Genomic DNA, 26710 nt, shown 5'->3' on the forward strand with positions numbered 1-26710 from the left:
GGCCCGACCGTGGCCGGCTGGTGGCAGCAGGAAAATTTTTTCAAGCCCCTTGATTTTCACAATTTATTTGAAATACTTTGCGGAACTTTAGGCATGGTTGTGTATCCTTGCAGTCGCCACCACTCTGCAGGTCTGCAACCAATCCGCATCGGTCCTGGACGGGAGATGTGGATTTTTGCGGGAACAGGGAGATCGCACAACCAAATCAGGCTCCCGGCAAGGGAAGGACAAAAGGAGTAAGGCAATGGCAGAAGGCAAAGTGAAATGGTTCAATGATGCGAAGGGGTTTGGTTTTATCGAGCAGGACAACGGCCCGGATGTTTTTGTACACTTCTCCGCCATTCAGGGGGATGGGTTCAAGTCCCTGGCCGAAGGCGATCGGGTGACCTTTGATGTCTCGCAGGGGCAAAAGGGCCCCCAGGCGAGCAATGTGCAGAAGGTCTAGCCTGGCTGCATAACCGCGGATGTAAAAATGGCCCCCGGCAACAAGCTGCCGGGGGCCATTTTCGTCACTGGGGAGGAGTGGTTGCGCCGACCGCCCCTTTGACAGCGAGGCGCCCGGGGTGTAAAGGGGTAGGGGAGGAGAAGCGGAACGTCGGATTTTCAGGGAGGTTTTTTAATGCACCTGTTGTTGACTGACTGTCGCCAGATCGAGGAGGTGGCGGGCCGTATCTATCAACACCTTGCCAGCGTTCCGGGATTTGCCGCCGAGGTGCGCGCCACTTTCCAGCAACTGGCGGCGGATGAGCGGGAACATTCCCGGCAGCTTGACCTGGCCCTGCAGGTGCCGGAACTGGAAAAGCTCGGGGTTAACCGGATCGCCTGGGTGAAGGTCGATGAAGCCCTGCAACTGGCGCAGCGCTTCCTGACCGAAGTCGAGCAACAGCAGGTTTCGGAGGAAAAGGCCCTGCGACTGGCCGTGGATCTGGAAAAATATTTTATCAAGATTCATCTCGACAATGCCGTTCACTTCAGCAACCAGCAGCTGGCCGACCTCTTTAACGGCCTTGGCCGCTCGGACCAGCAGCACCTGAACACCCTGCGGGAGTGTTTGACCTGGTGGCACCGCCGAAATAAATCAGCAGGCGGCACCCCGGCGGTTTAACGCCCCGAAAAACGCGGTGGGCGTTTCTCCAGAAAGGCTCGCATCCCTTCCTTCTGCTCTGGCGTGGCGAAGCAGAGGGCAAACAGGTCCGCCTCGTAGCCGGCGGCGCGGCAACTGTCCATCTCCAGGCCGTTGTGGACGGCAGCCTTGGTGAGCTGTGCCGCTACCGGTGCTTTAGCCGCCAGGTTCCGGGCCAGCTCCCGGGCGGTCGCCAGCAACTCTGCTGCCGGGACTACCCGGTTGACGAGACCGATGCGCCAGGCTTCCTCGGCGTCAATAAGTTCCCCGGTCAGCAGCAGTTCCAGCGCCCGGCCTTTCCCGACCAGCCTGGGCAGGCGCTGGGTCCCGGCCCAGCCGGCGAGAATGCCGAGATTGATCTCCGGCTGGCCGAAACGCGCGTTCTCCGCCGCGAGCCGCAGGTCGCAGGCCATAGCCAGCTCGCAGCCCCCCCCGACCGCGAAGCCGTTGATGGCGGCGATCACCGGTTTACTGCATTGCTCCACCCGGTCGAGGACCTCTTGTGCCAGGCGCGCAAAGTCACGGGCCTGCAGCGGGGAAAAGTCGACCACCGCCGCAATATCGCCACCCGCAGCGAAGGCCCGATCACCGGCCCCGGTGAGAATTACCGCGCGCACCTCCGAGTCCTCGGCCAGCGCGGTGAAGACCTCGCCCAGTTCGCGCAGGGTTGCTTCGTTCAAGGCGTTTCGTACCTCGGGGCGATTGAGAGTCACCTCCGCCACGCCGTCCCGACACTCCACCAGCAAATTGACCAATGCCATAGCTCTCTCCCGTTGGCAGACCGAGGCCCATCCTAGCCTGCTACCGAAACGCTGGCAAGGCTTACCCTGCAACAGTCTCCCCCTGCCCCGCAGCGCCACCGGCGGCGCCAGAACCGGTATACTTGAAACAAATGGTTTACACCCTGCCAGCACTGGAGGTGTTTTGGATGTACGCAGACCAGCTCACCGGACCGATTCTGGTCGTCGAGGACGATGCCAATACCGCCGCCCTGGTCGTCCGCTACCTGGAGCGGGAGGGGTTTCCCACCCGCCAGGTGGGAGACGGGGCCGCCGCCCTGAAGCTGGCCCGGGATCAGCCGGTCGGTTTCGTGATTCTTGATATCATGCTCCCCGGTGCCGACGGCTGGGAGGTCTGCCGCGAACTGCGCAAGGTCTCCTCGGTGCCGATCCTGATCCTGACCGCCCGGGAGGAGGAGATCGACCGGGTCCTCGGCCTCTCCCTCGGGGCCGACGACTACGTGGTCAAGCCTTTCAGCCCGCGGGAACTGGTGGAGCGGGTCAAGGCGATCCTGCGCCGCACCGGAACCCGACCGGTGCAGAAGGAGGAAGTCCTCGCCCGGGGCGGCCTGGTCCTCGATCCCGGGCAGCATCGGGTCAGTCTCCAGGGGCAGCCGGTGGAGCTGACCGCGGTCGAGTTCCGGCTGCTGCACGCCCTGCTGGCGGCGGCGGGGCGCGTCCTCTCCCGGGAGGAGCTGCTGGAGCGGATCCACCAGCACGGGGAAGCGGTGATCGACCGGGTGATCGACGTCCACATCGGCAAGCTGCGGCAGAAGCTCGGTGATGATCCGGCCGCACCACGTTTTATCGAGACGGTGCGCGGTTTCGGTTATCGTCTCTGCGAAGAGGTAGCGGGTGAAAAGTCTGACGGCCAGTCGGGGCCTCAGGCGTGAGGCAGGGATGAAACAGCGCCTGCTCTGGAAATTGCTGCTGATCAACCTGCCGGTCGTCCTGGTGATCCTCGCCGTGGTCTGGCTGGCGATCGACCATTTGGCCGCCGGCTATTTCATGGTCCTGATGGACAAGTACATGGTCTCTCCGACCGAAACCCACCATGCCTTTCTCACCGCCATTCATGAAACCCTGATCTGGGCCAGCCTGGCTGCTTTGCTGCTCGCTTTCGTCCTCAGTTTTCTGCTGACCCGGCGCGTGTTGCAACCGTTGGCGGCCATGACCGCGGCCACCCGCGAGGTCGCCGCCGGCAATTTTGCCGCGCGGGTGACAGCCGTTGGTAGCGATGAGGTCGCCGAGGTCGCCGCCGCTTTCAACCGGATGGCCGACGCGCTGGAACGCCTTGAGGCGCTGCGCAAGACCATGGTCGCCGATGTCGCCCATGAACTGCGGACGCCACTGACCAACCTGCGCGGCTATCTGGAAGGACTGGCCGACGGGATTCTGCCGCCGGAGCGGGAAACCCTGGTGATGCTGCAGCAGGAAACCCTGCGCCTGGTCCACCTGGTGGACGATCTGGGCCAGCTCGCCCGTGCCGATGCCGCCCGCGCTTATTTGCGGCGTGAACCGGTCGACCTGCCGGCCGCAGTGACCCAGTTGTTGCGCCTCGATCGCCCCCGTTTCGAGGGGCGTGGTCTGACCGTGACCAGTCGTTTCGCTCCCGGCACCGAATGGGTGGCGGCTGACCGGGACAAGCTGCTGCAGGCGTTGCGCAACCTGCTGGAGAACGCCTGGAAATACACCCCGGTCAACGGCCAAGTCGCAGTCAGCGCCGAGCGGGTCGCCGCCGGGGTGCGGGTGACGGTTGCCAACAGCGGCTCCGGCATCCCGGCGGCTGACCTCCCGTTCATCTTCGAACGGTTTTATCGGGCCGACCCGTCCCGATCCCGCGCTGCCGGTGGCGCCGGTATCGGCCTCGCCATCGTCAAGGAATTGATCGAGGCCCACGGTGGCACCGTGGGCGCCGAGAGCTCGGCAGGCCAAACCTGCGTCTGGTTTGTCCTGCCGGCTGCGACCGGGCGTTAATGGAAGTGCCGATTCTCCCGCATCCTGAAAAGGAGTCGTTATGACCGCTAAAATCAGTAAAAGCGAGGCAGAATGGAAAGCGCAGCTCTCTCCGGAGCAGTACCATGTCCTGCGCAAATCGGGGACGGAGCGGGCCTTCAGCGGCAAGTACTGGGACAACCATGAGGCCGGGCGCTATCACTGCGCCGGCTGCGGACTTGAGCTGTTTAGTTCCGCCGACAAGTTCGAATCCGGGAGTGGCTGGCCGAGCTTCACCCGGCCGGTGAAGCCGGAAAACGTCGCCACCCGCGAGGACAAAAGCCTCTTCATGCGCCGCACCGAGGTCTGCTGTCCCCGCTGCGGCGGTCACCTCGGGCACGTCTTTCCCGACGGGCCGGCACCGACCGGTCAGCGCTACTGCATCAATTCGGCGGCCCTGGAGTTCGTTGCAGCAGAGGCGTGAATCAGCGCCCTATTCGCATCAATGCAACAAGGCCCGGCCAAATTGGCCGGGCCTTGTTGTCTATTGATAAGTGAGCGTGTCTAGAGACTGGCGAGGGCCCGGTGCGCCGCCTCGATGGTGCGGTCGAGGTCCTCGGTGCTGTGGGCGATGCTCATGAAGCCGGCTTCGTACTGGCTCGGCGCGAGATTGATCCCCTCTTCGAGCATGGCGCGGAAGAAGCGGGCAAATATCTGCGGCGCCTCCGGCTTGACATCGGCGAAGGCAAAGACCTCTTCCGCCTGGAAATAGGTGCAGAACATGCCGCCGACCCGTTGCAGCGAGGTCGCGACCCCGGCCGCCGTCGCCGCCTGGCGCAGCCCCTTTTCCAGGTAGGCGCTCTTCTCCTCGATGCGGTCGTAGAAGCCTTCAGCGCGCAACAGGTTGAGGGTGGCGATGCCGGCGCTCATTGCCAGTGGGTTGCCGGAGAGGGTTCCGGCCTGGTAGACGCCGCCGTCGGGGGAGAGCTTGCTCATGATTTCGCGTTTGCCGCCAAAAGCCCCGACCGGCAGGCCGCCGCCAATGATCTTGCCGAGGCAGACCAAATCGCCGTAGACCTTGAAGCGCTCCTGGGCGCCGCCGTAGGCAACGCGGAAGCCGGTCATCACCTCGTCGACGATCAGCAGCATCCCCTCCTGGTCACAGAGAGCCCGCAGCCCTTCGAGAAAGCCGGGCCTCGGCGCGACGCACCCCATGTTGCCGGCGATCGGCTCGAGGATGATGCAGGCGATCTCCCCCTTGTTGGCGGCGACCAGCGTCTTGACGTCGGCGAGGTCGTTGTAGGTCGCGGTCAGGGTGTGCTTGGCGAAGTCGGCCGGGACGCCGGGGGAGGTCGGTACGCCGAAGGTCGCCGCACCGGAGCCGGCCCGGACCAGCAGCGAGTCGGCGTGGCCATGATAGCAGCCGTCGAACTTGAGGATCTTGTCGCGACCGGTGAAGCCCCGGGCGAGGCGAATGGCGCTCATCGTCGCCTCGGTCCCCGACGAGACCATGCGCACCATCTCGATATTGGGATAGGCCGCGCAGACCATTTCGGCGAGGTCGATCTCGAGCTTGGTGGGAGCACCGTAGGACGCCCCGTTCCTGGCGGCGGTCTGGATCGCCTCGACGACCTTGGGGTGGCAGTGGCCGAGGATCATCGGACCCCAGGAACCGACATAGTCGATATAGGCGTTGCCGTCGGCGTCGTAGATTTTGGAGCCTTCGGCCCGCTCGATGAAAATCGGGTCGCAACCGACCGATTTGAAGGCGCGCACCGGGCTGTTCACCCCGCCGGGGATGATCCGTTTGGCTTCGGTGAACAGGGCAGTCGATTTCTGATGGTTCATGGTCTCCTCACGGCAGTTGGAAGGACGCCTCGGTTTTTGTCAAAAGGCTGAAAAACAGGGGATGCAGGGACAGGGGACTGAGTATCATACCCCCCATGGGGCTGTCAAGCTGGCGCCTGCCCGGGGCCGGGCGCGGCGACCGGAAGCAGGTCTTAAAATGGCCTCGCTTTTTGTGAAAATATAACATGAAAGACGAGCCAGCCGGCACTTTTGCCGGCCGTTTTCAGTGTGTGGCGGGAAATTATAAAAAAACGTTTGAAAATGAGTTGACTTGAACGTAAAGAGCATCTATAAGGGTGGAAAGAGATCGGCTCAGGGGCGCAGTTTTTTAATGCCCGCCCAGCAGGGTGTATGTCTGGTTATATCCTTTACGTGTACGTTAAGGTAATATTGAAGCGAGGTCGCGGGGAGCACAAAGGAGTTCGCCATGAAAGAGGTCCCCTTCCGGTCGATTCCGGCCATGCTCAGGGAGAACGCCACCAGGTTTGCTGGCAACACGGCGATCAGCTACAAGAAGGAGGGGGCCTGGGTCAGACTGACCTACGCCCACCTCTACGACCGGGTGCTGATGGCGGCGCGGGGGCTGCGCAAGATCGGGATCAAGCCGGGCGACCGGGTCGCCATCTTTTCCGAAAACCGGGCCGGCTGGGCGATCTCCGATCTCGCCATTCAGGCCGTCGGCGCCATCACGGTGCCGATCTATGCCACCAACACCCCGGAACAGGCTGCCTATGTGCTCAACCACGCCGGAGTGGAGACGGTCTTCGTTTCGACCCGGACCCAGTACCAGAAACTGTACAAGGTACGTGAAAGTCTCCCCGGAGTGAGCCAGGTCTTCTCTTTCGAGCGCTTCCTGGGCGAACGGGAGATGCCGGTCTACACCCTCTACCAGCTGTCGGAGGTCTCCCATCCGCTCACCGCGGAGGAGCGTTCCGGGATCGAAGCGACGATCGACGGTCTCGGCGCCGCCGACCTGATCACCATCATTTACACTTCGGGGACGACCGGCGTCCCCAAGGGGGTGATGCTGAGCCAGGGGAGCATGCTCTTTGACGCCTGGGCCGGCCTGCGCTGTCTCGGCGGGCTGCAGCCGGACCAGGTCTTTCTCAGTTTCCTCCCCTTGAGCCATGTCCTCGAACGATCGGCCGGTTACCATGCCGCCCTGATCTGCGGTTGCCACATCGCCTTTGCCGAAAGTGTCGAAAAGGTGGTGGAGAACATGGGGGAAGTGCAGCCGACGATCATGGTCAGCGTCCCCCGCCTCTTCGAAAAGATCTATTCGCGCATCCACGAAGCCGCCCACCAGATGTCTCCCGCCAAGCGCCGTCTCTTTCACTGGGCGCTGGAAGTCGGGCGCCAGCATGTCACCGCACGCCATGCCGGCGAGCGGCCGGCGCCCCTGCTCGAGGTGCGCTACCGCCTGGCCGATCGCCTGGTCTTCAGCAAGATCCGGCAGCGTTTCGGCGGACGCCTGCGCAGTTGCATTTCCGGCGGCGCCCCCCTCGACCGCAAGATCAACGAATTCATGTGGATTCTCGGCATCCCGACCTACGAGGGGTACGGGCTGACCGAAACCAGCCCGGCCCTGACCCTGAACAGCCCGCAGGCGATGCGCTTCGGCTCCGTCGGCCAGCCGCTGGAGCAGACCGAGATTCGCCTCGCCGCCGATGGCGAGCTCCTCGCCCGCGGACCGCAGGTGATGCGCGGCTACTACCGCGATGAGGCGGCGACGGCAGCGACCTTCCAGGACGGCTGGTTTTTGACCGGCGATATCGGCAGCATCGATGCTGACGGCTTCGTCTATATTGTCGATCGCAAGAAGGAGCTGATCGTCACCGCCGGTGGCAAGAATATTGCCCCCCAGCCTCTGGAAAACAAGCTCAAGCTCGATAAATTTATCTCCCAGGCGCTGGTCTATGGCGACCGGCGCCCCTTCCTGGTCGCGCTCCTCACTCCCAATCTCGAGCGGCTGCTGGAGCTGGCCCGGGAGGAGCAGATCAACTATATCGGCATCGAGGACCTGGTCGCCCATCAGCGGGTTCTTCAGCTCTTCGCCGAGCGGGTGGCGGTGGTCAATGCCGAGCTGCCGCCCTACGAGAGCATCAAGGCCTTCGCCATTCTCCCCGTCGACTTTTCCATCGAAGGGGGGGAGCTGACGGCGACGCTGAAACTCAAGCGCAAGGTCATCTGTGAAAAGTACCAGGACAAGATCGATCGTCTCTATTTCGAAAAGAGAACCGAATCACCAGTCAGGGGAGGTTGAAGATGAAACAGATCAATCGGGTCGCCGTGCTCGGCGCCGGGGTGATGGGGGCAACCATCGCCGCTCACCTCGCCAATGCCGGCCTGCAGGTCGAACTGCTCGATATCGTCCCGAAAGCGTTGAACGACGCCGAGCAGGCCAAGGGTCTGACCCTCGACAGCCCGCCGGTGCGCAACCGCATTGCCACCGAGGGGCTGGCGGCGCTGCAGAAGCAGAAGCCGGCACCTTTCTACCTCGCCGAGTACGCGGCGCAGATCCGCCCCGGGAACTTCGAGGATCATCTCGACCGGCTCGGTGCCTGTGACTGGGTGGTTGAGGTGGTGATCGAACACCTGCCGATCAAGCTGCAGCTGCTGGAACGGATCGCCCCCCACCTGCAGCCCGGGGCAATCCTTTCGACCAATACCAGCGGCCTGTCGGTGAACGCCATGGCCCAGGCCTTGCCGGCACAAATCCGGCGCAACTTCCTCGTCACCCACTTTTTCAACCCGCCGCGTTACATGCGGCTGCTCGAAATTGTCCCCTGCGCCGAGACCGATCCGCAGGTGGTGGCGCAGCTGGCCGATTTCGTCTCACGGCGCCTCGGCAAGGGGGTGGTCTACGCCAAGGATACCCCCAACTTCATCGCCAACCGCATCGGGGTCTACGCGATCTTCAAGGGGATCGCGCACATGCAGGCGATGGGGCTGTCGATCGAAACGGTCGATGCCGTCGCCGGCCCGGCGACGGCGCGTCCCAAGTCGGCCGCCTTCCGCACCGCCGACCTGGTCGGCAACGATACCCTGGTGCATGTCGCCAACAACTCCTTTGAGCTCCTCCAGGGCGACGAGGAGCGCGAAGTCTTCAAGGTTCCGGCCTTTCTGCAGCAGATGATCAAGGATGGCCTGCTCGGCAACAAGACACGCAAGGGGTTTTACCAGAAGAGTACCGATGCCGCCGGCAAAAAGACGATCCTCGCCTACGACTGGCAAAAGGGGGAATATCGGCCGGCCGAGAAGCCCCAGTTCGCTTCGCTGGCGGCGGTCAAGCAGGTCGACGACCCGGCGCGGCGGGTGCGGGAGATGGTCGGCGCCAGCGACCAGGCCGCCGACTATGCCTGGCGCACCCTGCGCGACACCCTGATCTACACCGTCAACCGCATCCCCGAGATCGCCGATGACGTCGTCAACATCGACAACGCCATGAAGTGGGGGTTCAACTGGGAACTCGGTCCCTTCGAGATGCTCGATGCCATCGGCGTGCCGGCCTTTGTCGCCCGTGCCGAGCAGGACGGCGTCGCGGTGCCCGCGGCCTTGAAGGGGGTCGAGCGCTTCTACCGCTACAGCGAGCAGGGGCAGCCCGAGTACTTCGACCTGGTGACGCGCGGCTTCCTGCCGCTGCCGCAGCCGGCTGGCACCATCAATCTCGAGGTGATCCGCCGCAGCGGCGGCGTGGTCGAGAAGAATGCCGGCGCCTCCCTGCACGATCTCGGCGACGGCGTCTTCTGCCTCGAGTTCCACTCCAAGATGAACAGCCTCGGCGCCGATATCCTCGCCCTCACCCAGAAGGCGGTGGCCCGGGCCGAGCGTGACGGCGTCGGGCTGGTCGTCGCCAACCAGGGGGCCAACTTCTCGGTTGGCGCCAACCTGATGCTGCTGGCGGTGGCCCAGGCCGAGGGGGCGTTCGAGGATATCGACCTGATGGTGCGCACCTTCCAGAAGACGACGATGGCGCTGAAGTACGCCCGGGTGCCGACGGTCGTCGCTCCCTTCGGCATGACCCTCGGCGGTGGCGCCGAATTCACCCTCCACGCCTCGGCGGTGGTCGCCCACGCCGAGACCTACATGGGGCTGGTGGAGATCGGCGTCGGGCTCCTCCCCGCCGGCGGCGGCACCAAGGAGATGTGCCTGCGGGCGGTGGCCCTGGCGCAGCAGTTCGATACCGACGTCTCCCCCTTCCTCTTCAAGAACTTCCGCAACATCGGCATGGCCAAGGTCTCGATGGGCGCCGCCGAGCTCTACGGGCTTGGCTATCTGCGGCACGGCGATTCGATCACCATGGACCGGGAGCGGCTGATCGCCGACGCCAAGCAGAAGGTGCTGGCGCTGGCCGTCAACTTCCGGCCGGGGCAGCCGCTCGAGAGCCTGCCGGCGCCCGGGCGCAGCATCGCCGCGAGCATCAAGAGCCAGCTCTGGAACCTGCGCCAGGGGGGCTTCGTGACCGAATACGAGGAGCAGCTCGGCGGCACCATCGCCACGGTGATCTGCGGCGGCGACGTGCCCCCCGGCACCCTGATCTCGGAGGAGTACCTGCTGCGCCTGGAACGGGAGGCCTTCCTCAAGCTCTGTGGTCAGAAAGAGACTGCAGCGCGCATCCAGCACATGCTGAAGACCGGCAAGCCGCTGCGCAACTAGCCGCCCAGGGATGAGCCACCAGGTGATTACGCCTGTTCACGGAGGATTTCGATGAAGAAAACAGCTTATATCGTTGCCGCCTATCGCACCCCCGGCTGCCGCGCCCACAAGGGGAAGTTCAAGGATATGCGTCCCGACGACCTCGCGGCGCTGGCGATCCGGGGCCTGCTGGAGCGTACCGGCGTCGATCCCCATGCCATCGAGGATGTCATTCTCGGCTGCGCTTTCCCGGAAGGGGAGCAGGGGATGAACGTAGCGCGCATCGCGGCGCTGCGCGCCGGGCTCCCTTACCAGGTGCCGGCGATGACCATCAACCGCTTCTGCTCCTCCGGCCTGCAGAGCATCGCCCTCGCCGCCGAGCGGATCAGCGCCGGCTTCGCCGACTGTATCGTCGCCGGCGGCACCGAGTCGATGACCTGCGTGCCGATGGGGGGGAACAAGTACAGCGCCAACCCCGGGCTGCAGGCCGAATGGCCCGAGTCCTTCGCCTCGATGGGGGTGACCGCCGAGCTGGTGGCGGAGAAGTATGGCATCAGCCGGGAAGACCAGGATATTTTCGCCGCCGCCAGCCATCAGAAAGCGGCAGCCGCCCTCGCCGCCGGACGCTTTGCCGCGGAGACCATCCCGGTCGAGGTCGAGCAGGTGGCCCTGAGCGGCGGCAAGCTGCAGCGGCAGCAGGAGACCGTCGCCAGTGACGACGGCGTGCGCGCCGATACCAGCGCCGCCGGCCTGGCCCGGCTCAAGCCGGTCTTCAAGGTCGACGGCAGCGTCACCGCCGGCAACGCTTCGCAGATGACCGACGGCGCCGCGGCGACCCTGGTCGTTTCCGAAGCTTTTCTGAAAAAGTCCGGCCTGGAGCCGCTGGCCCGTTTTGTCGCCTTCGCCGCCGCCGGCGTGCCGCCGGAGATCATGGGGATCGGTCCGGTCGAGGCGATCCCCAAGGCGCTCAAGCTGGCTGGCCTCAAGCAGGGCGACATCGAGCTCCTCGAACTGAACGAGGCCTTCGCCGCCCAGTCGCTGGCGGTGATCCGCGACCTCAGCCTCGACCCGGAGATCATCAATGTCAACGGCGGCGCCATCGCCCTCGGCCATCCCCTGGGCTGTACCGGCGCCAAGCTGACCGCGACCCTGCTGCACGAGCTGCGGCGGCGCCAGGGGCGCTACGGGATGGTCTCGATGTGCATCGGCGGCGGCATGGGCGCGGCTGGTATCTTTGAACGGATCTGATCTTCCCGAAACCGGGTTGCCAAGGAGAGACGGAGATGAAAATGGACCGACAGGCATTGCAGGGGAGTGAGTATCTGGTCAAGCAGTCACTGGCCGAAGAGGTCTTCACTCCGGAGGATTTCAGCGACGAACAGCGGCAGATCGCCGAGACGACGACCGAGTTCATCGAAAACGAAGTCGTCCCCCACCTCGAGGAGATCGACAGCGGCCGCTTCGACCTGGTGGTACAGGGGATGAAGAAGGCCGGCGAGCTCGGCCTGCTGATGATCGACGGCCCCGAGGAGTACGGCGGACTCGAACTCGACAAGGTGACGAGCATGCTCGCCGCCGAGAAGATCGCCCCTTCCGGCTCCTTCTCGGTTGCCTACGCCTGCCATACCGGCATCGCCACCCTGCCGCTGGTCTATTACGGCACCCCGGCGCAGAAGGCGCAGTACCTCGAGAAGATCCTCACCGGCGAGTGGCTCGGCGCCTACTGCCTGACCGAACCCGGCAGCGGTTCCGACGCCCTCGGCGCCCGGGCCAGCGCGACGCTCAGCGAGGATGGAAAATACTACATCCTCAACGGCACCAAGCAGTTCATCACCAACGGCTCCTTCGCCGACCTCTACACCGTCTTCGCCCAGGTCGACAAGACCAAATTCACCGCTTTTCTGGTCGAGCGCAGCTTCGAGGGACTGGTGGTCGGCAACGAAGAGAAGAAGCTCGGCATCAAGGGCTCCTCGACCACCCAGATCATCCTCGACAACTGCAAGGTGCCGGTGGCGAACCTCCTCGGCGAGATCGGCAAGGGGCACAAGATTGCCTTCAACGTTCTCAACGTCGGTCGCCTCAAGCTCGGCGCCGCGGTCCTCGGCGCCGGCAAGGGGGCGATGGCGGTCGGCATCAAGTACGCCAACGAGCGCAAGCAGTTCAATACGCCGATCGCCCAGTTCGGGGCGATCGGCGAGAAGGTCGCCGACATGCAGGCCGGTCTCTTCGCCTCCGAGTCGATGATCTACCGCCTCTCCGGGATGATCGACAACCAGCTGCTGACCATCCCCAAGGGGGGGGCGGATTACTACGAGCACTACCAGAAGGCGATCGAGGACTACTCGGTCGAATGCGCCATCATCAAGGTCTTTTGCAGCGAGGTGCTGGCGACGGTGGTCGACGAGGTGGTGCAGATCCACGGCGGCTACGGTTTCACCGCCGAATATCCGGCGGAGCGTTTCTACCGTGACGAGCGGATCAACCGCATCTTCGAGGGGACCAACGAAATCAACCGCCTGCTGATCCCCGCCATGATCCTGCGCAAGTCGCTCAAGGGGGAGCTGCCGCTGCAGAAGGAGGCGATGAAGGCCTTCGAGTCGCTGATGACCCCCTCCTTCGAGGAACTCGACGCCAGCGATCCCTATGCCGCCGAGAAACTGCTGGTGCAAAACCTCAAGACCCTCTTTCTGATCCTCGCCGGCGCCGCGGTGCAGAAGCACGGTGAACAGCTGCAGCACGAGCAGGAGATGCTCCTCGCCGCGGCCGACCTGGCGATCGAGATCTTCGCCATCGAGAGCAGCCTGCTGCGGGTCGAGAAGATCGCCGGCCAGGCGAGCGCGGAAAAACGCGGCCTGCTGCAGGCGGTGCTGAAGAGCATCGCCTTCCACGGCGCCGAGCGCGCCGCCACCGCGGCAAAACGGGGGGCCTTCTACATCGAGGAGGGGGATACCCTGACCATGATCCTCTCCGGAGTGCGGCGCTTCACCCGCTACGATGCCGCCGGGCTGCTGCCGGCCAAGCGCCTCCTCGCGGCCGCGGCCAACGAGAGCGAAAAGTACCTCTTCTGACGGAAGCGGGGGCGGGGCTGCCCGCCCCCGTCACGACCACCATGAGCCTGATCCAGCATACCCTCGACACTCCCTATCCGGTCGGGCCGGTCCACTGCTACAGCGGCGAACTGGGTGGCGAGCTGGTCCTCTTCGACACCGGGCCGCCGACCCGCCAGGCCCGGGATGAGCTCGCCAACCGGGTCGACCTGGCGCAGCTGCGCCATGTCATCGTCACCCACTGTCATATCGACCATTACGGCCTGGCCGCCTGGCTCGAGGCGGAAACCGGCGCCCAGATCTGGCTCCCCTATCGCGACGCGCTGAAGATCGAACGCCACCAGGAGCGCCTCGAACACCTCGGCGCGTTGCTGCTCGAACTCGGTTTTTCCCGGCAGTTCGCCGCCGGCCTGCGTGCCACGATGCTCGACGGCAGCGTCTTCCCCGCCTTCCCGACCCGCTTCCGGACGATCGAGGAGGGGCTGCCCGATCATCTCGGGCTGGCGGTGGTGGCCTGCCCCGGGCACTCCCAGAGCGATCTGGTGCTGACCGGGGAAGACTGGGCAGTGACCGGCGACGTGATGCTGCGCGGCATCTTCCAGTCGCCGCTGCTCGATGTCGATCTCGAAACCGGGGAGCGCTTCGACAACTACGGCGCCTACTGCCGCACCCTGGAGCAGCTCGCCACCCTGCGCGGCCGGAAGGTGCTGCCGGGCCACCGCGAGTACATCGAAAGCATCGATGCCAGCATCCTCTTTTATGTCGGCAAGCTGCTGGAGCGGGCCGGCCGGCTGCAGTCCTGCCCCGCAAGCGCCAGCCTGCCGCAACTGGTGCGTGAACTCTTTGGCGACAGTTTGCGGCACGACTTTCATATCTACCTGAAAGCGTCCGAAATTCTCTTCATGCGCGATTTCCTGCGCCGGCCGCAGCTGCTGCGGGAGGCGCTGGCCGGCATCGGCCTGCTCGCCCCGCTGGCCGGGCAGTTCGCTGCCCTGGCGGCTTAACCCCTTAGCGCGAGACGAGTCCACCATGAGCGATATCCTCTTCACCCCCCTGGCGATCGGCCCGCTCTCCCTGGCCAACCGCATCGTCATGCCGGCGATGCACCTTAACCTCTGCGACGATTACCAGGTCAGCGACCGCCTCTGCGCCTTCTACGCCGAGCGCGCCCGCGGCGGCGCCGGCCTGATCAGCGTCGGTTACGCCAGCGTCGATGAGCTGGCGGCGCATCCCGGCCATATCGGCGCCCATGACGACCGCTTCCTCCCCGGCCTGACCCGGCTTGCCGCCACCCTCCATGCCGGCGGCGCACGCGCCGCGGTGCAACTCAACCACGCCGGCCGTTACAATCATTCGCTGCTGACCGGCGGCCTCCAGCCGGTCGCCCCCTCGGCGCTGCCGTCCCGCCTCACCGGGGAGACCCCGCGGGCCCTCAGCGGTGCCGAAATCGATGGCCTGATCAAAGCCTTTGCCGCCGCCGCCGGGCGGGTCGCCGCCGCCGGCTTCGACGCCGTCGAGATCCTGGCCGGTACCGGCTACCTGATCAGCGAATTCCTTTCCCCCCTCACCAACCGACGCGACGACGCCTGGGGCGGCAGCCTGGAAAACCGCATGCGCTTCGGCTGCGCGGTGGTGGCTGCGGTCAAAGAGGAGAGCGGCCTGCCGGTGATCGTGCGCCTCAACGGCAACGACTTCATGCCCGGCGGCAACGGCCGCGAAGAACTGATCGCCTTTGCCATGGCGCTGGAGGCGGCCGGTGCCGACGCCCTCAGTGTCAATGTCGGCTGGCACGAGGCGCAGCTCCCCCAGATCGTCACCAAGGTGCCGCGCGGCGCCTTCGCCTACCTCGCCCGCGGCATCCGGGAACGGGTCACGATCCCGGTCATTCTCGGTCACCGCATCAACGATCCGGCCACCGCCCGCGAGCTCCTCGCTGACCAGTGGTGCGACGCCGTGGCGATGGGACGGGCGCTGATTGCCGATCCCGAGCTGCCGAACAAGGCCCGCCTGGGGCGCGAGGCGCAGCTGGTCCATTGCGTCGCCTGCGGCCAGGGCTGTTTCGACAACCTCTTCAAGATGCGTCATATCGAATGCCTCTGTAATCCCCGCGCCGGCCACGAACTCGATCGCGCCTTCGTCGCCAGTGCCATGCCGCAGCGGGTGCTGGTGGTCGGCGGCGGCGCCGCTGGCATGAGCGCCGCGCTGGCGGCGGCCCGCCGCGGTCACCGCGTCACCCTCTGCGAGCGCAGCCACGAGCTCGGTGGGCAGTTGCTGCTGGCCGGCGCCCCACCGGGGCGGGCGGAGTTTGCCGGCCTCGCTGCCGACCTGGCTCGCCAGGTGGCGGCCGCCGGGGTCGCGGTTCGGTTGAGTTGCACCGTCGATCGTCGCCTGCTGGAGGAGTTGCGGCCCGACCGGGTGATCCTGGCGAGCGGCGGCCAACCGCTGACACCGGCGATTCCGGGGATCGAGCTGCCGCTGGTGGTGCAGGCCTGGGAGGTGCTGGCGGGGCGGGCCGAGGTCGGTCGCCGGGTGGTGGTGATCGGCGGCGGTGCCGTCGGTATCGAGGTGGCCCTGGCCCTCGCCGAGGAGGGGACGTTGTCGGCCGAGGTCCTCAAGTTTCTGCTGATCCATGAGGCGGAAGAGCTGAGCGAGCTGCGCCGGCTGGCGACGCGGGGGAAACGCCAGGTGAGCCTGGTCGAAATGCTCGGCAAGCTGGGCGGCAATTTTGGCAGAACCACGCGCTGGACCATGCTGCAGGACCTGGAGCGCTACGGTGTCGCCAGCTTTCCCGAGAGCCGGGTCGAAGCGATCAGTCCCGCCGGGGTCACGATCTCCCGTCACGGCGAGTCCCTGCTCCTCCCCGCCGACAGCGTGGTGCTGGCGGTCGGTACCCGCGCCGAAGCGAGCCTCGAACCGCTCTGCGCCGAGCTCGCCATCCCCTGCACTTTGGTCGGCGATGCCCGCCGGCCGGGGCTGGTCCTCGACGCCGTCCACCAGGGTTTTCTCGCCGCACAGGAGGTCGCATGAAGAGTTTCGCCCGCCTCCCCGGTCTGCTGGCCAGGGCCCGCACCTCAAGCTTCTGGCTGCGGGTGCTGAACCTCCTCCTCGGGCGGATGATCCCCTTCAACCGCCCCCACGGGGTCCGCATCCTCGACCTCGGCCCTGACCGGGTGCGCACCACCGCCGACTACCGGCGTCGCAATCACAATCATATCGGCGGCGTCCACGCCTGCTGCATCGCCACCGTCGCCGAATTCTCTTCCGGCATGCTCCTCCTCTCGCGGCTCGACCCGGTGCGCTACCGGCTGATCATGGCGCACCTCGAGATCGACTACCTTTATCAGGCCAGGAGCGCTATCATCGCCGAGAGCGTGCTGAGTGACGCGGAGCTGGCCGCCGAGGTACTGCAGCCGCTGCAGGAGCATGACAAGCTGGTGAAGGAATTCGAGACCCTGGTGAGCGACCGCCAAGGGAACCTGGTGGCGCGGGCGCGGATCACCTGGCACATCAAACCCTGGGACAAGGTGCGCACCCGCCCGGCCTGAAGAGTGGTTGCGGGGCAAACCGAGGAGGAACGACGATGCTGAAACGATTGTTGCCGCTACTGCTGGTCGGACTGATGCTGGTGGCCGGAAATGCCGCGGCGCTGGAGGTGGCGGGAGTGCAACTGGCGCCCGAGGTGGGCCTTGGCGGTGAGCGGCTGCAGCTTAACGGCTACGGCATCCGCAAAAAATTCTTCTTCAAGATCTACGTCGGCTCCCTCTACACCGCCCAGCCGGCCACCAGCACCGCCCAGGTGCTGGCGCTGCCCGGCGCCAAGCTGGTGCGCATGGATTTCGTCTACGACAAGGTCGACAAGAAGAAGATCGTCGACGCCTTTGCCGAGGGGTTCGAGAAGAACAGCCCCGGCCTGGTCGGGAGTGCCAGCGCCAGGGCCTTCCTCGGCTGGTTCGACGCCGACTTTGTCCGCGGCGACCGGGTTGACCTGCAAGTGGGGGCGGACGGCACGGTCAGCGCCAGCCACAACGGGCGCGTCCTCGGCAGCGTCACCGACCCGGCCCTGGCGCGCGGGGTGCTGCTGATCTACCTTGGCGAGCAGCCGGCGGACGCCGACCTGAAGGCGGGGATGCTCGGCCAGGACTAGACCGGCGGTCCGCCTGGCCCCGGTGGTGGCGGAGGTAAAGAAGAGATTGCGGCGGATGTGGCGCTGATTGCCGCTGGGGGCGTCAACGAACCGGCGGGGCGTTCCCCTGCAGGATGTCGACGATGCGGCTGCGGTAGTCGACGATCTCCCGGCGCAGCGAGGAGAGGTTGGCGATCTTCTGGTCGACCTTGCTGATATGACCGTCGAGGATCTCCACCAGCTTCGGGGTGATCGACTCGAAATCCTGGCTCTGGGTGTCGAAGTTGGCGGCCAGTTCCTGCATCTCCTTGAGGGTGATGCCGAGCTCCTTGAGCTTGAGAATGAACTTCAGGCGCAGCACGTCGGCGCGGTTGTACATGCGGGCGCCACCGCCGAGGCGCTCCGGCGGCCCCATCAGGCCGATCTCCTCGTAGTAGCGGATGGTGCGGGTGGTGACGCCGAGTTTTTTGGCGACGGTGCCAATCTGGGTGGCCTGTTCCGTGCTGGCGCTCATAAGTGTGACCTTTACGTAACTTAAATTTCCTTTCAGATATCATCTTAATGCGGTGCTGTCAATCCTTTTCGCCTGGATATTCATTATAAAAGTCAGTTAGTTGTGAAGCTAATTGAAAAAATGTAAAAACGTTCTATTTTTTATTGACCTTAACGTAAAGTTATTTTATAGCTGGCGTACCTGGTACGGCGCAGGGCCGCAGCCGTGATGATTCTCAACGAGAGCGGAGCGAGGCGATGAACCAGACACGGGAAATCTACTGGAATGTCGGCCATGGGGTGCTGATCCCCATGTATCTGCTGGCGCTGCTGGCGCTGGCGGTATTGGGCTGGGGGCTGTGGCAACGGATCCGGGTCTATCGCCAGGGAGAGCCCCTTGACCGGCGAGACCAGCTCGGGGCGCGCGTCACCGAGATGCTGACCAGCGCCTTTGGCCAGCTGCGGGTGCTGCGGGTCGCCGGCGCCGGCACCGCCCATGCCCTCTTCTTCTGGGGCTTCGTCCTGCTGACCATCGGCACCACCCTGATCTTCATCCAGGCCGACATCCTCGACCCGCTCTTTGACGTGCGTTTTCTCCAGGGCGGATTTTACCTCCTCTTCTCCCTGACCCTCGATATTGCCGGGCTGGTCGCCATCGTCATGCTGCTCGGCCTCGGGGTGCGCCGCTATCTGGTGCGTCCTGCCGGCCTGCCGAGCAGCGGCGACAACGCCCTGATGCTGGTTCTGCTGCTGGTGATCCTGGTTAGCGGTTTCGTCGTCGAGGGGCTGCGCATGGCCGCCACCGAACTCGGTACGCCGCTCGCCGCCTGGTCGCCGGTGGGGCTGGTCTTTGCCAACTTCTTTGCCGGCGTCGAGACGACCAGCCTGCAAAGCCTCCATCGCGGACTCTGGTGGCTGCACCTCCTCCTCGCCCTCGGCTTTATCGCCCTGATCCCCTTCAGCAAGCTGCGCCACCTGCTCCTCACCCCGGCCAACAGCCTCTTTCGCGACCGCGGCCCGGTCGGCCAGCTGGCCACCCTCGATCTCGAAGACGAAAGTTCCGAGCACTTCGGTGCCGCGCAGCTTTCCGACCTCTCCTGGAAGGATCTGCTCGACGCCGACGCCTGCACCTACTGCAAGCGCTGCCAGGACCGCTGCCCCGCCTTCGCCACCGACAAGCCGCTGTCGCCGATGAAGATCGTCAACCAGCTGCAGGAGCTCGCCTTTGCCCCGGCCGCCGCGACTGCCGCCCCCGGGCTGGTCGAGACCATCGGTCGCGACGAGCTCTGGGCCTGCACCACCTGCCGCGCCTGCCAGGAGATCTGCCCCGCCACCATCGAGCACGTCCCCAAGATCGTCGCCATGCGCCGCAACCTGGTGCTGATGGAAGGGGAGTTCCCGGGCGAAGAGGTGCAGAAAGCACTGGAGGCGACCGAGGTCAACGGCAATCCCCTCAACATGGGCTACGCCGGTCGTGGTGACTGGGCCGAAGAGCTCGGCATCAAGCCCCTCGCCGAAGACCCCGAGGTCGACCTCCTCTACTTCGTTGGCTGCTACGCCTCCTTTGACAAGCGCAACATCAAGGTCGCGAAGAGCTTCATCCGGCTCTGCCAGGCCGCCGGGCTCAGGGTCGGCATCCTCGGCAAAGAGGAGAAGTGCTGCGGTGAGCCGATGCGCAAGCTCGGCAACGAGTACCTCTACCAGATGATGGCCGCCGAGAATATCGAGCTGATCAAGGGGTATGGCGTCAAGAGGATCGTCACCAGCTGCCCCCACTGCTTCAATACCCTTGCCAAGGACTACCGTGATCTCGGCCTCGACCTGCCGGTGGCGCACTACACCGCCTTTCTCGCCGAACTGCTGGCGCAGGGGAAGCTGCCGCTCAAGGCCGCCGAGTTTGCCTGCACCTACCACGACAGCTGCTACCTCGGCCGCTACAATGACCTCTTCGCCGCGCCGCGCCAGCTCATCGCAGCCGCCGGCGGGCGCCTCAACGAGATGGAAAAGAGCGGCCGGGAGAGCTTCTGCTGCGGCGCCGGCGGCGGCCGCATCCTCGCCGAAGAGAAACTCGGCAGCCGCATCAGCGAGAAGCGCGCCGCCATGGCCGCCGCCACCGGTGCGCCGCTGCTGGTTTCGAGCTGCCCTTTCTGCCTGACCATGTTCGAGGACGGCGTCAAGGGGGCCGGCTTCGAAGAGAGCCTCGCCCCGAAAGACCTCGCCGAACTGCTGGCGGAGCGAATCTGAAGATTGAGACCACAGGAGGCCCCACCCATGAAGATCCTCGTCTGCATCAAGCAGGTTCCGGATTTGGAATCGCGCTTCAAGCTCAACGCCGCCGGGACCTGGTACAGCGAGCAGGACCTCGCCTGGCGCATGAACGAGTACGACGAGTACGCCGTCGAACAGGCGGTGCAGCTCAAGGAGCAGAGCGGCGGCGAACTGGTGGTGTTGAGCCTCGGCCCCGAGCGGGTGCGCGAAGCGCTTAAAAAGGCGCTGGCGATGGGGGCCGACCGCGGCGTCCACCTGCAGGACGATGCCAGCTTCGCGAAGGACCCGTCCCAGATTGCCGCGGCAATCGCCGCCTACGCCAAGGACGAGCAGTTCGACGTCGTCTTCACCGGCCTGCAGTCCCAGGACCGCGGCAGCGCCCAGGTTGGCGTGCTGCTCGCCGCAGCCCTTGGCCTCAACGCCGTCACCACCATCGTCGACTTTAGCCTGGCGGGGAGCGTCGCCACCGTCAAGCGCGAGCTCGAAGGGGGGGTGAAGGCCGTCGTTGAAGTAACCCTGCCGGCCCTCTTCACCTGCCAGCTCGGCCTCAACACCCCGCGCTACCCGACTCTGCCCAACATCATGAAGGCGAAGAAGAAAGAGATCGCCGCCCTGCCGGTGAGCGTTCCGGAAGGGCGCACCACCACCCTCAAGACCGCTTATCCGGAGAAGAAGGGGGGCGGGCTGGTGCTCGAAGGGGAGGTCGGCGCCCTCGCCGACCAACTGCTGGCGCTGCTGAAAGAAAAGACCGCCGTGCTGCGCTAGTGCCGAAACCACGACCCGTCAACCAGGGAGAGACCCGATGAAAGCCTTGCTCGTTGCCGAATCCCGCCAGGGAGAGCTCCTCGCCGCCAGCTACGAACCGCTCGCCTTTGCCCAGAAACTCGGGGCCCAGAGCGCCATGTTCCTGGTCGGCAGCCGCCAGAGCCTGCCCCAGTTTGATGGCCCCCTCTACTTCGCCGACGCCGGCGCCGCCGGCGACTACCAGCCCGACCTGCACAAGGCGCTCTTGCAGCAGGCGATCGAAAAAGAGCAGCCCGAGCTGGTCGTCTTCTGCCACTCCTCCTACGGCTGGGACCTCGCGCCGCGCCTCGCCGCCGCCCTTTCGGCGCCGCAGATCTCCGAAGTGATCGACGTCGTCGAGGGGGGCTACCTGGTGCCGGCCTGCAACGCCAAGCTGCGCCGCACCGTCGCCGCCAAGGGGCCCGTCACCATCGTCACCCTGCAGGCCGGCGCCTTCAGCCTCTCCGCCCCCCCCGCCGGCACTCCGCAGCTCGAAGAGCTGAGCGTCGCCGGCGCCGGCAGCGGCATCCGCCTGACCGGCTACGAAGCCGCCGAGAAGGGGGGCGTCGATCTCGGCAAGGCCGAGGTGATCGTCAGCGCCGGGCGCGGCATCGGCAAGCCGGAGAACCTGGCGCTGATCGAAGCGCTGGCGAAAACGTTGCACGGCGAATACGGGGCGAGCCGGCCGGTGGTCGACGCCGGCTGGGCCGACCACAGCCGGCAGGTCGGCTCCACCGGGCAGACGGTGGCGCCCAAGCTCTACGTCGCCTGCGGCATCAGCGGGGCGATCCAGCACCTGGCCGGGATGAAGAAATCGGACTACATCGTCGCCATCAACACCGACAAGGAGGCGCCGATCGGCGAAATCGCCGACGTGCTGGTGGTCGCCGACCTCAAGCAGTTCGTCCCCGCCCTCACCGCCAAGCTGGCCGGCTGATCGCAGCGCGCCAAGGAGCAAACGTGACATGGTAGAAAAGATCTTCGCCACGCTGGAACAGCACTATCAGCCAGGCTGCGTCAATGAGCCGGTCACCTTCTACTTTTCCATCGGTGCGGTGAAACGCACGGTCTTTCTGCAGAAGGACGCCTGCCGGGTCGAGCTCGGCCGGACCGTGGCCGAAGCCGACTGCGTCTGCAAGATGGAGGAAAACTTCTTTCTGAAGATCTGGAATGACGGGTATCGCCCCGGCCTGAAGGACTTTCTGAGCGGGGCGATCAAGTCGAACGACCCGCAACGGCTGAAGCTCTTTCTCGCGGCCTTCGGCAAGGGGGAGTAGGGAGGGCTTCATCTTTTTTGGGTGGCGTCTCTTGACGGTGCCCATCCCCTGTGTTACGAAATACAGGCTCTCCTGGTGCAGGAAATGGCCAGGGAGCAAATCATGGGGGGGTATGGGGATGGCCGGGGGGCGTCCACATTCGTTACATTCCGCAAGCCGCGGGTTTCGGCAGCATGTATGCCGAGGCCGGCGGCTTTTTGCGTCTGCAGTGCCCGGCAACGCCGGTTGCGGTAAGCGTGGGAGAGGGGAGCGTGAGCGACCGATTCATCCCGCCCCATGGCGGTTATCAACAACTGCTCTCCTTTCGCAAGGCCGGGATCGTCTTCGATGCCACGGTCTACTTCTGTGAGCGCTACATCGACCGGCGCAGCCGCACCCGCGACCAGATGGTGCAGGCCGCCCGGTCCGGCAAGCAGAATATCCTCGAAGGGAGCATGGCCTCGGGGAGTTCGAAAGAGACCGAAATCAAGCTGACCAATGTCGCCCGCGCCAGTCTCGAAGAGTTGCTGGAAGATTATCGCGACTTTCTGCGAACCAAGGGGTTGCGGCTGTGGGCGAAGGAGAGCCGGGAGGCGCTGTTTGTGAGGAGGCTGGGTCGATCAAGACATGAGACGGCGGTGTAAATCAGTTTGTGTAAATGGCTTGGGTTTTTGTCGTCAGTAAACCGGCAACCTGCCTTCGAACAAGATAGAGAACTGGTTGAGGGCGGCCTTCCAGTCCCGAATCGGCAGGGTCCATTTCTTGGCGATATTGTTCAGCGCCAGGTAGAGCAGTTTGAACATGGCTGCGTCGTTGGGGAATGAGCCCCGGTTCTTGGTGACCTTGCGCAGCGACATGTTTAGCGATTCGATCGCATTGGTGGTGTAGATCACCTTGCGAATCTCCGCCGGGTAGGCGAAAAAAGGGGTGATTCTCTCCCAGTTGCGCCGCCAGGACTGGCCGATGGAGGGGTGGGTTTTATCCCACTTCGCTTCGAACTCCGTCAGGTTCATTTCGGCCTGCTCGGCCGTCGCGGCCTGGTAAATGGACTTCAGATCGGCCGCCACTTCCTTGCGCTGTTTCCAGGAGACGTAGCGGAGAGAATGGCGCACCATGTGAACGAGGCAGAGCTGGACCTGGGTGCGAGGAAAGACTGCTTCGATGGCCTCGGGGAAACCTTTGAGCCCGTCCACGCAGGCGATGAAGATGTCTTCGACACCCCGGTTTTTCAACTCGGTCACCACCTGTAGCCAGAACTTGGCGCCCTCGTTCTCGGCCACCCACATGCCCAGGACCTCCTTGATGCCGTCCAGGGTGACGCCCAGGGCCAGGTAGACCGCTTTATTGCTGACGTGGCCGTTGTCTCGCACCTTGACCCGGACCGCGTCCATATAGACGATGGGATAGAGGGCGTCGAGCGGTCGGTTCTGCCAGATCTTGACCTCGTCCGCGACGGCATCGGTCACGCTGGAAATGAGGGCGGGAGAGACCTCGACGCCATAAATCTCTTCCAGATGCCCCTGGATCTCCCGGGTCGTCATCCCCCGGGCGTAGAGGGAGATGATCTTGCCGTCGAAGCCGGCGAAGCGGGTCTGGCCCTTGGGAATGATGAGCGGCTCGAAGCTGCTGTCCCGGTCACGCGGAACCTCGATCGGCAGTTTGCCGAATTCGCCCTTGATGGTTTTGGCCGACTTGCCATTGCGGGCATTGCCGCCTTTCGTGGCCACGGGAGCATGCTTCTCGTGCCCCAGGTGTTGGGTCAATTCCGCTTCCAAAGCTCGTTCCAGAAGGGCCTTGGTGAGCTGTTTAAGCAAGCCGGTTTCGCCGATCAGGTCTTCGGGCTTCTTGTAGTCGGCAAGCAGACGGTCCAGCAGATCTTTTTCGATGGCCATGGGGGCTCCTTAGAGGGTGGGGTCCCGGTGTACCCCTGAATGGCCATTTACACAATCTTTTTTACACCCTCGCTCCTCCCGGTGACGTATGTCTATATCCAGAAAGTTGTCACGAAGCAGTAATCACCGCTGATTGCATCAAGCTTCGACTAGTTTCAAGTATGTTGAACAAGTTGTTTTTCCTGCGAGCAATTGAGTCGAAAGTTATAAAAAACCAAATCCTTGGAGTGACTAAAGGTGTCGCGCAGTTAAATGATACTAGTGCAGGCCCCCTCCATAGATACCGGACCATCCGGTATCCTTTGAGAAACAAGAAACCCTCTCAAAGAAAGGAGCCTGCACCATGAAATTCTACACGAAACAGCACCAATTCTATTGCGGCGTCGATCTGCATGCAGACGCCATGTACGTCTGCATCCTTGATGCGACCGGCGAGGTGGTGGTTCATCAGAACATCCCGACCAAACCGAAAAACTTCCTGCGACTGATCAAACCCTACCGCTCCGGCATCGTGGTCGGCTGCGAGTGCATGTTTACCTGGTACTGGCTGGCCGATCTGTGCACCGAGCAGGAGATTGACTTCGTCCTCGGTCATGCCCTCTACATGAAGGCAATTCACGGCGGCAAGGCCAAGAACGATCGCATCGATTCCCACAAGATCGCCGTACTGCTGCGCGGCGGTTCTTTTCCGCTGGCCTATACCTACCCCAAGCCGATGCGGGCGACGAGGGACTTGCTGCGCCGCCGCAATCATCTCGCCCGCAAACGGGGCGAACTCTTCGCCCACATCCAGAACACCGCCACCCAGTACAACCTCCCCGAGCCGCTGGGACGTATCGCCAAACCGAGCGAGCGCGGTGATCTGCTCAAAAAGTTTCCCGATTCGGTGGTACGTCGCATGGTCGAGGTCGACCTGCTCACCATCGAACATTACGAACAGCTGCTGGATCGACTGGAGCGGGAACTGGAGCGCATCGCCACCGGTCATGATCCGATCAACCTGGCGCTGCTCAAATCGATTCCCGGGGTCGGCAAGATCCTCGGCATGGTGATGCTCTACGAGATCGAGGACATCGCCCGCTTCCCCCGCGAGCAGGACTTTGCCTCCTATTGCCGGCTGGTCAAGCCGGGCAAGGAATCGAACGGCAAGCATTATGGCCATTCGGGCAAGAAGATCGGCAACGCCCATCTGCGCTGGGCTTTTGGCGAGGCCGTGGTGCTGATGCTCAAAGGGAACAAGCCGGCTCAAACCATGCTGCAACGCCTGGCCAGCAAGCACGGCAAGGGGAAAGCCCTGGCCATCCTGGCCCATCGTCTCGGTCGTGCCGTCTATTACATGCTCAAAAATCAGGTGCCCTTCGACCAGGACAGGTTCCTGCGCAAGGCCGCCTGACGCGGAGGGGGCGGATCAGCCAGACCGTCTAACTGGAGGCAACCACAGCGGCGAGATAAGCTCGGCGGCCATAAGCAAGCGCAGACTTCTGGGCCAACAGCCCGACTTGGGCCGCATCATCCGCCAACTTCCGCCAGCCGGTTTGTTTTGATTGGAGGTCCGCCCCGCTCCAACAGCTTGCGCGATGGTCCAAAGGGCCCGCGCCGGATTCTGCCCCTTCCCCGATCCCGCACCTAACTGCGGCCATCGGCACCAAGATGGACCTCGCTATTTTGATTGGGACGGCATGAGGGCACGAGCGTGATTCCAGGCGGCAGGGAGGACTCGAAAGAGCCCCTGCGTACAGAGCCTCGATAAGTGTTTGGAGCAGAATTCGTCTGCAGCCAGAAGTGAATCCCAAGCCGGAACCCGGTTGGCTCTTAAGAGATCAGTCGCTTGTCAAAGAACGGGAGGAAAAACCTTTTTCGTTATCGGACTTTTTTACCCTTGACGGCCGGGGGCCTGATAAGGGTTAGTCTTGCGCGATTCAGCACAATTGGGTTCCCTCTCCCCCCTCTCGCCGAACAAAACCAAATCGTCGCCGAAGTCGAACGCCGCCTCTTCCATCGTCGCCGGAGCCGAAGCCCAGGTCGACGCCAACCTGCGCCGCGCCGAGCGCCTGCGCCAATCGATCCTCAAACAAGCCTTCTCCGGGGGGCTCGTCCCCCAGGACGAGGGCGACGAACCGACCAGCGTGCTGCTGGAGCGGATACGGACCAAAGCGCCCTCACCCCAGCCCCTCTCCCAGAGGGCGAGGGGTATAAAGGCAGCCCCTCTCCCCAGGGGAGAGGGTGGCCGCAGGCCGGGTGAGGGGGAACCGGCTTCCGCCGCCGGCACCGCCTTCACCTGCATCGACGACGTCACCGCCGCCATCCTCGCCCACATGCAACCCGGCCACGACTACGCCCGCGCCGAACTTGCCGATCCGCTCGGTCTCTCCACCGGCCAGTGGAATGCGGCGATTCAGGAATTGAAGCGGATAGGGAAGGTGCGGCAGACGGGGGAAAAGCGCGGGGCGCGGTATCAACGCACTTAACACAAAAGCAATGTGCAAAATATGCATATTGCTTCCGCAGTGTTCCGGAATTTCCGGAGCA

General features: G+C 64.2%; 23 protein-coding genes and 1 pseudogene. 20 read left to right on the forward strand and 4 right to left on the reverse strand.

Translation table 11 applies throughout. The annotated features are described in order from the left end of the window. The first annotated feature begins 244 nt into the window (after nt 1-244). Together ACYQ8E_RS13380 and ACYQ8E_RS13385 are read left to right on the forward strand one after the other, a co-directional pair. Nucleotides 245-445 (forward strand): cold-shock protein, encoded by a 201-nt coding sequence (locus tag ACYQ8E_RS13380; RefSeq protein WP_066723589.1) that lies wholly within the window; start codon nt 245-247, stop codon nt 443-445. 174 nt (nt 446-619) lie between these two features. Next, nucleotides 620-1105 (forward strand): ferritin family protein, encoded by a 486-nt coding sequence (locus ACYQ8E_RS13385; RefSeq protein ID WP_066723592.1) that lies wholly within the window; start codon nt 620-622, stop codon nt 1103-1105. Here ACYQ8E_RS13385 and ACYQ8E_RS13390 read toward each other — a convergent pair. Further along, the gene (locus ACYQ8E_RS13390) at nt 1102-1884 is read right to left on the reverse strand and encodes an enoyl-CoA hydratase-related protein (protein WP_066723595.1); all 783 of its coding nucleotides are present in this window, start codon (nt 1882-1884) and stop codon (nt 1102-1104) included. The genes ACYQ8E_RS13385 and ACYQ8E_RS13390 overlap by 4 nt on opposite strands. Before the next feature lie 167 nt (nt 1885-2051). Here ACYQ8E_RS13390 and ACYQ8E_RS13395 point away from each other — a divergent pair, with 167 nt between their 5' ends. From ACYQ8E_RS13395 to msrB, 3 genes are read left to right on the forward strand one after another with little or no spacing between them, the layout of a single operon-like run. Continuing rightward, the gene (locus ACYQ8E_RS13395; RefSeq protein ID WP_066723598.1) at nt 2052-2795 is read left to right on the forward strand and encodes a response regulator transcription factor; all 744 of its coding nucleotides are present in this window, start codon (nt 2052-2054) and stop codon (nt 2793-2795) included. Nucleotides 2796-2802: 7 nt separating this feature from the next. Continuing rightward, on the forward strand, nt 2803-3879 hold the full coding sequence (locus tag ACYQ8E_RS13400) for a sensor histidine kinase (RefSeq protein WP_066723601.1): 1077 nt from the start codon (nt 2803-2805) through the stop codon (nt 3877-3879). A 40-nt stretch (nt 3880-3919) separates the two neighbouring features. Then, the gene (msrB, locus tag ACYQ8E_RS13405; protein WP_066723604.1) at nt 3920-4321 is read left to right on the forward strand and encodes a peptide-methionine (R)-S-oxide reductase MsrB; all 402 of its coding nucleotides are present in this window, start codon (nt 3920-3922) and stop codon (nt 4319-4321) included. 80 nt (nt 4322-4401) lie between these two features. Here msrB and hemL read toward each other — a convergent pair whose 3' ends face one another. Then, entirely contained in the window at nt 4402-5685 is a 1284-nt protein-coding gene (gene hemL, locus ACYQ8E_RS13410) for a glutamate-1-semialdehyde 2,1-aminomutase (RefSeq protein WP_066723606.1), read from the reverse strand. Nucleotides 5686-6112: 427 nt separating this feature from the next. Between hemL and ACYQ8E_RS13415 the strand changes: the two genes are divergently transcribed. Genes ACYQ8E_RS13415 through ACYQ8E_RS13450 form a run of 8 tightly spaced genes read left to right on the forward strand, consistent with a single transcriptional unit; the run spans nt 6113 to nt 17511 of the window. Next, a complete protein-coding gene (locus ACYQ8E_RS13415) occupies nt 6113-7948 on the forward strand; it encodes an AMP-dependent synthetase/ligase (protein ID WP_459861080.1) in 1836 nt (611 codons plus the stop codon). Between the two features lie 2 nt (nt 7949-7950). Then, on the forward strand, nt 7951-10341 hold the full coding sequence (locus tag ACYQ8E_RS13420; protein WP_066723613.1) for a 3-hydroxyacyl-CoA dehydrogenase/enoyl-CoA hydratase family protein: 2391 nt from the start codon (nt 7951-7953) through the stop codon (nt 10339-10341). 51 nt (nt 10342-10392) lie between these two features. Further along, nucleotides 10393-11568, forward strand: a complete 1176-nt coding sequence (locus tag ACYQ8E_RS13425; RefSeq protein WP_066723616.1) for an acetyl-CoA C-acyltransferase — start codon at nt 10393-10395, stop codon at nt 11566-11568. Nucleotides 11569-11609: 41 nt separating this feature from the next. Beyond that, entirely contained in the window at nt 11610-13388 is a 1779-nt protein-coding gene (locus ACYQ8E_RS13430; RefSeq protein WP_066729633.1) for an acyl-CoA dehydrogenase family protein, read from the forward strand. 41 nt (nt 13389-13429) lie between these two features. After that, entirely contained in the window at nt 13430-14371 is a 942-nt protein-coding gene (locus tag ACYQ8E_RS13435) for an MBL fold metallo-hydrolase (RefSeq protein ID WP_066723619.1), read from the forward strand. Between the two features lie 25 nt (nt 14372-14396). Beyond that, entirely contained in the window at nt 14397-16394 is a 1998-nt protein-coding gene (locus ACYQ8E_RS13440) for an FAD-dependent oxidoreductase (protein ID WP_066723622.1), read from the forward strand. Continuing rightward, nucleotides 16391-16912 carry a DUF4442 domain-containing protein gene (locus tag ACYQ8E_RS13445; RefSeq protein ID WP_066723625.1) on the forward strand — a complete coding sequence of 174 codons (522 nt, stop codon included), beginning with the start codon at nt 16391-16393 and terminating at the stop codon, nt 16910-16912. Before ACYQ8E_RS13440 ends, ACYQ8E_RS13445 begins: the two co-directional genes overlap by 4 nt. Before the next feature lie 35 nt (nt 16913-16947). Further along, on the forward strand, nt 16948-17511 hold the full coding sequence (locus ACYQ8E_RS13450; protein WP_231875378.1) for a chalcone isomerase family protein: 564 nt from the start codon (nt 16948-16950) through the stop codon (nt 17509-17511). Nucleotides 17512-17593: 82 nt separating this feature from the next. On the opposite strand, the gene ACYQ8E_RS13455 is transcribed toward ACYQ8E_RS13450, so the two are convergent. Then, nucleotides 17594-18004 (reverse strand): helix-turn-helix domain-containing protein, encoded by a 411-nt coding sequence (locus ACYQ8E_RS13455; RefSeq protein WP_066723628.1) that lies wholly within the window; start codon nt 18002-18004, stop codon nt 17594-17596. A gap of 236 nt (nt 18005-18240) precedes the next feature. Between ACYQ8E_RS13455 and ACYQ8E_RS13460 the strand changes: the two genes are divergently transcribed. The 5 genes and pseudogenes from ACYQ8E_RS13460 to ACYQ8E_RS13480 form a co-directional block, all read left to right on the forward strand. Then, entirely contained in the window at nt 18241-20226 is a 1986-nt protein-coding gene (locus ACYQ8E_RS13460; protein WP_066723629.1) for a (Fe-S)-binding protein, read from the forward strand. A gap of 27 nt (nt 20227-20253) precedes the next feature. Further along, nucleotides 20254-21015, forward strand: a complete 762-nt coding sequence (locus ACYQ8E_RS13465; RefSeq protein WP_066723631.1) for an electron transfer flavoprotein subunit beta/FixA family protein — start codon at nt 20254-20256, stop codon at nt 21013-21015. Between the two features lie 37 nt (nt 21016-21052). Then, on the forward strand, nt 21053-21970 hold the full coding sequence (locus tag ACYQ8E_RS13470) for an electron transfer flavoprotein subunit alpha/FixB family protein (RefSeq protein WP_066723633.1): 918 nt from the start codon (nt 21053-21055) through the stop codon (nt 21968-21970). A gap of 28 nt (nt 21971-21998) precedes the next feature. After that, nucleotides 21999-22310: a hypothetical protein gene (locus ACYQ8E_RS13475; protein ID WP_066723635.1), complete on the forward strand. Its 312-nt coding sequence runs from the start codon at nt 21999-22001 to the stop codon at nt 22308-22310. Nucleotides 22311-22561: 251 nt separating this feature from the next. After that, a pseudogene (locus tag ACYQ8E_RS13480) lies at nt 22562-22909 on the forward strand (four helix bundle protein); the annotation flags it as partial. A 57-nt stretch (nt 22910-22966) separates the two neighbouring features. On the opposite strand, the gene ACYQ8E_RS13485 reads toward ACYQ8E_RS13480, so the two are convergent. Continuing rightward, nucleotides 22967-24181: an IS256 family transposase gene (locus tag ACYQ8E_RS13485; protein WP_066722594.1), complete on the reverse strand. Its 1215-nt coding sequence runs from the start codon at nt 24179-24181 to the stop codon at nt 22967-22969. A gap of 343 nt (nt 24182-24524) precedes the next feature. On the opposite strand from ACYQ8E_RS13485, the gene ACYQ8E_RS13490 reads away from it, so the two are divergent. Then, nucleotides 24525-25574 carry an IS110 family RNA-guided transposase gene (locus tag ACYQ8E_RS13490; protein ID WP_066723639.1) on the forward strand — a complete coding sequence of 350 codons (1050 nt, stop codon included), beginning with the start codon at nt 24525-24527 and terminating at the stop codon, nt 25572-25574. A gap of 517 nt (nt 25575-26091) precedes the next feature. Beyond that, the gene (locus tag ACYQ8E_RS13495) at nt 26092-26649 is read left to right on the forward strand and encodes a hypothetical protein (RefSeq protein ID WP_157471710.1); all 558 of its coding nucleotides are present in this window, start codon (nt 26092-26094) and stop codon (nt 26647-26649) included. Nucleotides 26650-26710 lie beyond the last annotated feature (61 nt).

The sequence above is a fragment of the Desulfuromonas carbonis genome (assembly GCF_054658035.1).

Bases quoted from the DNA above. Each gene is read 5' to 3' on its own strand.
- ACYQ8E_RS13380 (WP_066723589.1), top strand. From the start codon at position 245: ATGGCAGAAGGCAAAGTGAAATGGTTCAATGATGCGAAGGGGTTTGGT.
- ACYQ8E_RS13385 (WP_066723592.1), top strand. From the start codon at position 620: ATGCACCTGTTGTTGACTGACTGTCGCCAGATCGAGGAGGTGGCGGGC.
- ACYQ8E_RS13390 (WP_066723595.1), bottom strand. From the start codon at position 1,884: ATGGCATTGGTCAATTTGCTGGTGGAGTGTCGGGACGGCGTGGCGGAG.
- ACYQ8E_RS13395 (WP_066723598.1), top strand. From the start codon at position 2,052: ATGTACGCAGACCAGCTCACCGGACCGATTCTGGTCGTCGAGGACGAT.
- ACYQ8E_RS13400 (WP_066723601.1), top strand. From the start codon at position 2,803: ATGAAACAGCGCCTGCTCTGGAAATTGCTGCTGATCAACCTGCCGGTC.
- msrB (WP_066723604.1), top strand. From the start codon at position 3,920: ATGACCGCTAAAATCAGTAAAAGCGAGGCAGAATGGAAAGCGCAGCTC.
- hemL (WP_066723606.1), bottom strand. From the start codon at position 5,685: ATGAACCATCAGAAATCGACTGCCCTGTTCACCGAAGCCAAACGGATC.
- ACYQ8E_RS13415 (WP_459861080.1), top strand. From the start codon at position 6,113: ATGAAAGAGGTCCCCTTCCGGTCGATTCCGGCCATGCTCAGGGAGAAC.
- ACYQ8E_RS13420 (WP_066723613.1), top strand. From the start codon at position 7,951: ATGAAACAGATCAATCGGGTCGCCGTGCTCGGCGCCGGGGTGATGGGG.
- ACYQ8E_RS13425 (WP_066723616.1), top strand. From the start codon at position 10,393: ATGAAGAAAACAGCTTATATCGTTGCCGCCTATCGCACCCCCGGCTGC.
- ACYQ8E_RS13430 (WP_066729633.1), top strand. From the start codon at position 11,610: ATGGACCGACAGGCATTGCAGGGGAGTGAGTATCTGGTCAAGCAGTCA.
- ACYQ8E_RS13435 (WP_066723619.1), top strand. From the start codon at position 13,430: ATGAGCCTGATCCAGCATACCCTCGACACTCCCTATCCGGTCGGGCCG.
- ACYQ8E_RS13440 (WP_066723622.1), top strand. From the start codon at position 14,397: ATGAGCGATATCCTCTTCACCCCCCTGGCGATCGGCCCGCTCTCCCTG.
- ACYQ8E_RS13445 (WP_066723625.1), top strand. From the start codon at position 16,391: ATGAAGAGTTTCGCCCGCCTCCCCGGTCTGCTGGCCAGGGCCCGCACC.
- ACYQ8E_RS13450 (WP_231875378.1), top strand. From the start codon at position 16,948: ATGCTGAAACGATTGTTGCCGCTACTGCTGGTCGGACTGATGCTGGTG.
- ACYQ8E_RS13455 (WP_066723628.1), bottom strand. From the start codon at position 18,004: ATGAGCGCCAGCACGGAACAGGCCACCCAGATTGGCACCGTCGCCAAA.
- ACYQ8E_RS13460 (WP_066723629.1), top strand. From the start codon at position 18,241: ATGAACCAGACACGGGAAATCTACTGGAATGTCGGCCATGGGGTGCTG.
- ACYQ8E_RS13465 (WP_066723631.1), top strand. From the start codon at position 20,254: ATGAAGATCCTCGTCTGCATCAAGCAGGTTCCGGATTTGGAATCGCGC.
- ACYQ8E_RS13470 (WP_066723633.1), top strand. From the start codon at position 21,053: ATGAAAGCCTTGCTCGTTGCCGAATCCCGCCAGGGAGAGCTCCTCGCC.
- ACYQ8E_RS13475 (WP_066723635.1), top strand. From the start codon at position 21,999: ATGGTAGAAAAGATCTTCGCCACGCTGGAACAGCACTATCAGCCAGGC.
- ACYQ8E_RS13485 (WP_066722594.1), bottom strand. From the start codon at position 24,181: ATGGCCATCGAAAAAGATCTGCTGGACCGTCTGCTTGCCGACTACAAG.
- ACYQ8E_RS13490 (WP_066723639.1), top strand. From the start codon at position 24,525: ATGAAATTCTACACGAAACAGCACCAATTCTATTGCGGCGTCGATCTG.